This window comes from Pacificibacter sp. (assembly GCF_039769035.1).
In the GTDB taxonomy this organism is placed as follows: Bacteria; Pseudomonadota; Alphaproteobacteria; order Rhodobacterales; family Rhodobacteraceae; genus Celeribacter.
Genome location: NZ_JBDMZG010000001.1, coordinates 1 through 7,418 on the forward strand (window position 1 = coordinate 1; position 7,418 = coordinate 7,418).

9 protein-coding genes are annotated in these 7,418 nt (G+C 52.9%); 2 read left to right on the plus strand and 7 right to left on the minus strand.

The window, feature by feature from the left end:
* Both ABF287_RS00005 and aat read left to right on the plus strand, forming a co-directional pair.
* Positions 1 to 1,109 (plus strand): acetyl-CoA carboxylase biotin carboxylase subunit (locus tag ABF287_RS00005; protein WP_347182974.1); only part of this gene is annotated, 1,109 nt, incomplete at its 5' end.
* An 88-nt stretch (positions 1,110 to 1,197) separates the two neighbouring features.
* Complete coding sequence (gene aat, locus ABF287_RS00010) at positions 1,198 to 1,842, plus strand: leucyl/phenylalanyl-tRNA--protein transferase (RefSeq protein WP_347182975.1); 645 nt, start codon at positions 1,198 to 1,200, stop codon at positions 1,840 to 1,842.
* On the opposite strand, the gene ABF287_RS00015 is transcribed toward aat, so the two are convergent.
* The 7 genes from ABF287_RS00015 to ABF287_RS00045 all read right to left on the minus strand — a co-directional run bounded on the left by ABF287_RS00015 (position 1,806) and on the right by ABF287_RS00045 (position 7,398).
* Positions 1,806 to 2,327 (minus strand): DUF2155 domain-containing protein, encoded by a 522-nt coding sequence (locus ABF287_RS00015; RefSeq protein ID WP_347182976.1) that lies wholly within the window; start codon positions 2,325 to 2,327, stop codon positions 1,806 to 1,808. The genes aat and ABF287_RS00015 overlap by 37 nt on opposite strands.
* A complete protein-coding gene (gene mlaD, locus ABF287_RS00020; RefSeq protein WP_347182977.1) occupies positions 2,324 to 2,776 on the minus strand; it encodes an outer membrane lipid asymmetry maintenance protein MlaD in 453 nt (150 codons plus the stop codon). The genes ABF287_RS00015 and mlaD overlap by 4 nt, the downstream gene beginning before the upstream one ends.
* A complete protein-coding gene (locus ABF287_RS00025) occupies positions 2,777 to 3,160 on the minus strand; it encodes an NADH:ubiquinone oxidoreductase subunit NDUFA12 (RefSeq protein WP_347182978.1) in 384 nt (127 codons plus the stop codon).
* A gap of 198 nt (positions 3,161 to 3,358) precedes the next feature.
* Positions 3,359 to 4,627 carry an ATP-dependent Clp protease ATP-binding subunit ClpX gene (gene clpX / locus ABF287_RS00030; RefSeq protein ID WP_347182979.1) on the minus strand — a complete coding sequence of 423 codons (1,269 nt, stop codon included), beginning with the start codon at positions 4,625 to 4,627 and terminating at the stop codon, positions 3,359 to 3,361.
* A 155-nt stretch (positions 4,628 to 4,782) separates the two neighbouring features.
* On the minus strand, positions 4,783 to 5,412 hold the full coding sequence (locus ABF287_RS00035; protein ID WP_347182980.1) for an ATP-dependent Clp protease proteolytic subunit: 630 nt from the start codon (positions 5,410 to 5,412) through the stop codon (positions 4,783 to 4,785).
* Positions 5,413 to 5,744: 332 nt separating this feature from the next.
* Positions 5,745 to 5,960, minus strand: a complete 216-nt coding sequence (locus ABF287_RS00040) for a DUF3329 domain-containing protein (protein WP_347182981.1) — start codon at positions 5,958 to 5,960, stop codon at positions 5,745 to 5,747.
* 589 nt (positions 5,961 to 6,549) lie between these two features.
* A complete protein-coding gene (locus ABF287_RS00045; protein ID WP_347182982.1) occupies positions 6,550 to 7,398 on the minus strand; it encodes a metal ABC transporter permease in 849 nt (282 codons plus the stop codon).
* Positions 7,399 to 7,418 lie beyond the last annotated feature (20 nt).

A 7,418-nucleotide genomic window follows, 5' to 3' on the forward strand; every position in this document is an offset into this window, starting at 1 on the left:
CGGGCTATGGCTTTCTGTCTGAAAACGCGGCATTCGTGCAGATCGTTGAAGACCACGGCCTGACGTTCATTGGCCCGTCCGCTGAGCACATTCGCCAGATGGGCGACAAAATCACCGCGAAAGAAACCGCGCAAAAGCTGGGCATTCCTATTGTTCCAGGGTCTGACGGTGGCGTTCCGGATGTGGCTTCCGCCAAAAAAGCGGCCGCTGAGATGGGTTACCCTGTCATCATCAAAGCCACAGCTGGCGGCGGTGGTCGCGGCATGAAAGTGGCTTTGAACGAAGACGAGCTGGAAACATCTTTCCGCACGGCCCGTTCAGAATCAAAAGCCGCTTTTGGCAATGATGAAGTGTACATGGAGAAATATCTCCAAAAGCCACGCCACATCGAAGTTCAAGTGTTCGGCGATGGTCAAGGCGGCGGCGTCCACTTGGGCGAACGCGATTGTTCTTTGCAGCGTCGCCACCAAAAGGTATTCGAAGAGGCCCCTGGCCCCTGCATCACACCCGAAGAACGCGCGCGCATTGGCAGCATCTGTGCCAATGCCATCGCTGAGATGGGGTACAAAGGTGCCGGTACAGTCGAATTTCTTTACGAGGATGGCGAGTTCTTCTTTATCGAGATGAACACACGTTTGCAGGTGGAACACCCTGTGACAGAAGCCATTTTTGGCCAAGACCTTGTTCGTGAACAGATCCTTGTTGCAGCTGGCGAAAAACTGTCCTTCACGCAAGACGAGCTTGTGCTCAATGGCCACGCAATCGAAGTCCGGATCAACGCTGAAAAGCTGCCGAACTTCTCTCCTTGCCCTGGCAAAATCACGCAATACCATGCGCCTGGCGGCCTTGGAGTGCGGATGGACAGCGCCTTGTACGACGGCTATTCAATCCCGCCTTACTACGACAGTTTGATTGGCAAACTCATCGTGCATGGCCGCAATCGCCCAGAAGCTTTGGCGCGCTTGAACCGCGCTTTGGGTGAATTGATCGTTGACGGTGTCGACACAACCGTGCCGCTGTTTGACATGCTCTTGCAAGAAGAGGACGTCCAGACAGGGAATTACAACATTCACTGGCTGGAAAAGTGGCTCGACAAGAACCTAAGCTAACGCTTTGAACATGCAGATTTAAGGTCGCCTTCGGGCGGCCTTTTCTTTTGCCTATTCCCTTTCTCACGAGCTTGCGGGTAGATACCTTATGGACCACGTGACACTGACCCCGCAAATGATGCTGAACGCCTATGCCAATGGCGTCTTTCCGATGTCTGATAGCAAGGACGATCCAGAGGTGTTTTGGGTCGATCCAACAGATCGCGGCATCTTTCCACTAGACCAGTTTCACATCTCTCGGTCTTTGGCCAAAACCATCCGCTCCGAACGGTTCACAATTCGCTTCAACACTGTTTTTGACGCCGTAGTCGAAGGCTGCGCGGATCGACCTGAGACGTGGATCAACGACACGATTTTCGATCTGTATCGTCAGCTACACGCAACTGGGTTTTGCCACTCACTAGAAGTGTTTGAGGGCGACGACTTGGTGGGTGGGGTTTACGGGCTCACGCTCGGCACCGCATTTTTTGGCGAAAGCATGTTTTCGCGGCGTACAGACGCATCAAAAGTGGCGCTGGCCTATATGGTCGCAAGGCTGCGCGCGACGGGCTTTACGTTGTTTGACACGCAATTCATCACGCCGCATTTGGCGTCGCTTGGCGCGATTGAAATTGCGCGTGCGGATTATCATGTTTTGCTGAATAAGGCGCTGCAACACCGCGCCGACATCGAGGCCTTGCCGACCCCGCTCACGCCTCAGAACGTGCTACAGGTGAGCGGCCAAATGTCATAACGCGCATGGTCCATCGCATTCAATGCAGGACTTGAGGCAACCATCCAGCCAGAGAAAACCGGCGCGTCTTCACCTTCGGCCGTCACCAAAAGATAGGCGAAAGCGTCGCCCGCTGGGTTGCCTTCTGGATAGCGGCAATCCGCAAGATAGACGGAAATGCGCCCAAAGACTGCGGTCTGCCCAACCGCAATGGGAAGGTCTTGCACGTCACCCGTCAGCTTGTCGAGTGCACGCAAATTCAAACCCGAACCCGCCGTCACCACGGTACGCGTTTCGGTGGTGATGTCTTGGGCGAAGTCTTGATCAGCAATCATAGGAAGGCGCTGTAAACCTTCGAACGAAAGGCCACCGTTTCCGTCGAGCGGCGCAACAATGATTTGATCTATGCCCGTTTGAAAGTCGTCACCAAGCGTGTTCTCTTGCGCCCAAACTGCGGTCGCAGAGGCCAAACCAAAGCACAATCCAACCAAAGCTGAGCGCATCATCCGTCTCCGCTTGCCGTGACAAACTTCAAAAGAAGATTGATCAAGCTCACTGATCCTTGCGTGTCAGCGATGACTTGCCCGTCTTCAAAGTTGAACGCAGATCCACCAGGGATAAGCTCAACAAAATTGCCACCGAGAAGCCCCTCAGAGGCGATCAAGGCAGCGGTATCATCGGGCAGAACAATGTCTTTATCCAAAGACAAAGCCGCTTCCGCGCGAAAACTGGTGTGATCCAAGGTCAGATCCGTCACGGTGCCGACCTTAACGCCTGCGAGGCGCACATCGGTGCCAACGCCCACACCTTCAGCAGACCGGAAAGACGCAGTCAAAGTGTAGTGGTCGTCCGACCCACTGGCGAATCCAGTGGCTTGACCCGCATAGATCAAGATCCCCAGCGCAAGCGCGAGAACCCCTGCCCCAACGGCGACTTCTGTCTTGTTTTGTGACATCTATTCGGGCTGCCATGCCTCGTAGTCGCGACGGTCCGCAGGACGCGCGCGACGGATGGACCCAGCAGGCGCGTAAGCCGCAGCAGTGCCTGTTTGGTTGTCAACGTGTGGCTTTTCCCAAACCTTGTGCTCAAGTGGTGTGGTGCCAGGCGCTTCGTCAAACGTGTGGTGAATCCAGCCGTGCCAATCAGGGCTAATGCGAGAGGCTTCGACTTCACCGTTGTAAATGACCCAACGCTTTTTGTCGTCCTTGTCGCGATAATAAATATTACCTTGCGCGTCGTCGCCAACTTTGATGCCGTTACGCCATGTAAAAATTTGAGTACCGAGCGTTTGATCTTTCCACCAGACCAGTGCGCGCAAAGCAGAGTTCAGAATGCCCATTGGGAAGCCTTTCGAATTGTGTTGCTCTTTCTATGAACCATTGTACCCGCAAGGTCCAGAGGATTGGCAGCAAACACGGGGACAACCGGCCAATTCTCGCGATCTACGTGTGTACTTATCGCGCCACAACACACCGCAAAAGACAAAGGCCCCAGCACATGCGTGCAGGGGCCCAAATTTCAATCATCGAAGCTGCGCTTAACCCGCGTTGGCTTCTTTTTGTTCTTCCTCGGAATAGATCATCAAAGGCTGCGCCGCAGTGTTCACAGCGTCTTCGTTGACCACAACTTCGCTGACGTTATCCATGCCTGGCAGATCAAACATCGTGTCGAGCAAGATGTCTTCCAAGATGGAACGCAAACCACGTGCACCGGTTTTACGCTCGATCGCGCGTTTGGCGATGGCAGACAATGCGTCTTCAGTGAAGGTCAGTTTCGTTTTTTCCAACTCAAACAAGCGCTGGTACTGTTTGACCAATGCGTTCTTTGGCTGTGTCAAAATAGTGATCAATGCGTCTTCGTCGAGATCTTCAAGTGTCGCAAGAACAGGCAAACGACCGACGAATTCAGGGATCAAACCGAACTTCAGCAAATCTTCTGGCTCAAGTTCGCCAAGCAGTTCGCCAACACCGCGACTTTCAGATTCTTTCACGTCAGCACCAAAGCCGATGGACGTGCCCTTGCCGCGCTGCGCAATGATGCGATCCAGACCCGCGAACGCACCGCCACAGATGAACAAGATGTTCGTTGTGTCCACTTGCAAGAATTCTTGCTGTGGGTGCTTGCGACCGCCTTGAGGAGGCACGGAGGCAACGGTGCCTTCCATGATTTTCAGCAGCGCTTGCTGCACGCCCTCACCCGACACATCGCGTGTGATCGACGGGTTGTCGGATTTGCGGGTGATTTTGTCGACTTCATCGATGTAAACGATGCCGCGTTGCGCCCGTTCAACATTGTACTCAGACGCCTGAAGCAATTTGAGAATAATGTTTTCAACATCTTCGCCAACATAGCCCGCTTCGGTCAATGTGGTCGCATCAGCCATGGTGAACGGCACATCAAGAATGCGCGCAAGTGTTTGTGCCAGAAGCGTTTTACCACAGCCAGTCGGTCCCATCAGCAAGATGTTGGACTTGGACAATTCGATATCGCCCGAGCCATCGCTGGCGTGATTGAGGCGTTTGTAGTGGTTGTGAACAGCAACGGACAACACGCGCTTGGCGGTAGATTGACCGATCACGTAGTCATCAAGGAAACCACAGATTTCTTTTGGAGAAGGCACACCTTCGGAAGCTTTCAAACCCGAAGATTTGGTTTCTTCGCGGATGATATCCATGCAAAGTTCGACACACTCATCACAGATGAACACTGTCGGCCCTGCAATGAGCTTGCGCACTTCATGTTGGCTTTTTCCACAGAAAGAGCAATAGAGCGTATTTTTGCTGTCACCGCTGGACGAGTTCGTCATTCGTTTCCCCTAAGGCCTGTGGCCTTTGAATTTGGTAAAGTTGACCCAAAGTGGATCAACAAATAGGCGTCTTTCAAGAAGTGTAGGACAGCCGTTTTGCGGGCACAATGCCAAAATCCCGCCTGTGCACACAGCACAGGCAGGATCGCTAAAATTTAAGCCGGATCGGCAAGCGGCTCGCGTGTTTCCACGATGTCATCAATCAAACCAAAGTCTTTTGCGTCTTGTGGCGACATAAAGTTGTCACGCTCAAGCGCATCGACGACGGCTTTCATTTTTTGACCCGTGTGTTTGACGTAGATTTCGTTCAAACGATCTTTGAGCTTTTGCGTTTCTTGGGCGTGGATCATGATATCCGTCGCCTGCCCTTGGTAGCCACCAGATGGCTGGTGCACCATAATGCGGGAATTCGGCAACGCGTAACGCATGCCTTTTTCGCCTGCAGTCGACAAAAGCGACCCCATAGATGCGGCCTGCCCCATGACCAAGGTGGACACTTTCGGGCGGATGTACTGCATGGTGTCGTAGATCGACAGTCCAGAGGTCACAACGCCGCCAGGGCTATTGATGTACATTGAGATTTCTTTGGTCGGGTTTTCCGCCTCAAGAAACAAAAGCTGCGCACAGATCAACGACGACATGCCGTCGTGCACTGGCCCGTTGAGGAAAATAATCCGTTCCTTCAGCAGGCGTGAGAAAATGTCATATGAGCGCTCACCACGGCTGGTTTGTTCCACAACCATTGGAACGAGCGTGTTCATGTATGTATCAATCGGGTCTTTCATCAGTCGCTGCCTCTAATCTGTCTTTTTGATGGTTAGCGCGGAAATATTACTCGAGTCTTAGTAAGACCATCGAGGAGCCGCAAGAGCGCAAGAAGTCTTGTACTTGCGCAATGTTCTTTTGTTTTTCAAGCTAGTGCAAACCGATATGCTGATTTTCAGACAATTTTATCATAATCGGCTTGATATCACTCATTTACCGGTCACAAATCTTAGTCCATGCAAGCGAAGAATAGCGCTACATCACGCTCACAGAGGCCTCGCAAATGGGCTGCACATGCAAATCTGGGCAGGACAAGTTCAAAATACGAGTCGCCGCCCGTCGTTGTGAAAGCTTAGACATCCGGTGGGCGTGTATAGTCATCCGGATTGAACACAATAAAGAACTGGTGCGCGAGATAGCCCGCACAGGCCACAAACAAGACACCGAACATCGGGTTGCCTATTGTCAGTTCCACCACAGCCCAAATCGCCGGCAACACACAGGCCAGCAGGCGCCGCCACATTGGTCGGAAAAACGGGGTCTTCACATTCCACATATTCTTTTTCATGCTCTTATTTCATCCTATGCCAGTCAAAGACACAAGGCGATTATCTGATGCCAAGTTAGAAAATCGTTCCGAGCATGCGTCCGCGCATCAATGGACTGCGTCGTTCCATATCCATCAGCCACCAAGTGCCCCTATCACCACGGGATAAGTCCACCGATGCCGGACAAATTTGTCACCGCATCGTATATCGCAGTAAGCCACCTGCGCGCATAAGATGCCGCACGTAGCAAATGATCAAAAATCAGATCCGCAAATCGCCACATCTGAGGGACACGCACCCCCCGATTGTTTCACTGTGGACTGCCACGCTCGATTTTTACTTCAGGACTATTTTTGCGCAATTGCACGCTGCAACGCCCGAAACCCCAACCGCAGTGTCGCGCGAATTCCCGACTTTGACGGCTCAAACAAACAACCAAGCACAAAAGACAATGGATTAAATTCAACCATGATTGATGTCTCACCCAAGCTGCATTCAACAGCGAATGCGCGTTAAGCTTTGGACACCCAATATGACCCTTGCATGACACGGCTTTAGCATTTTGCCGACAAGGGCTCTGCCCGCCCAAACTTTGGGCCTAAAGCACCTTCAAACAGCCGCGCGCGCGGCGATTTGCGACATGCGTTTCGTGATCATCATCCGGCGCACAAAGGCGACAATGAACACAGCCGTGAGAATAAGAACAATCGTCGGTGCAGGCGCGCTGTCCAAAAAGAAACTCGCATAGGTGCCCGCGCTCATGGCAAAGGCACACACAGCGACCGAGACTATCATCATCGGCCCAAAACTGCGCGCGACCAAAAAGGCAATCGCGCCGGGCGTGACCAACAAAGCGACAGCCAAAATCAAGCCCACAGAACTCAGCGTCGCGACAATCACCAACGACAGAGCCGCGAGCAAGCCGTAGTGCAAAATCCAAGTGTTGAGGCCCGATGCTTGCGCCTGCGCAGGATCAAAGGCGTGCAGCAGCAAGTCTTTCCATTTGAGCACCAAGAACACCGTCACCAACGCACCAATGCTGCCAGCGACCCAAAGGTCTTGCGCGCCCACGCCCAGCATATTGCCAAACAACACGTGGTCGAGATGCTCGTTGGTCGTAATTGACGTGTACATGACGATGCCAAGCCCAAACATGCCGGAAAAAACAACGCCCATCACGGTGTCCTTTTTCACGCGGCTATGATCCGACAAATACCCTGTCGCCACTGCGCAGGCCATGCCTGCAACAAACGCGCCAACGATCAAGGGCAATCCCAAGATCCACGCCAAAACAATGCCTGGAAGCGTCGCGTGGCTCACAGCATCGCCCATCAAGGCCCAGCCCTTGAGCACCAAAAAGCACGACAAAAGCGCAGTTGGCGGCGCGATCAATGCGATGATCCAAAAGGCGTTTTGCATGAACCCAAATTGAAACGGCTGCATCAGGGTATCGATCATGTCAGATCCCCCTTCATCAA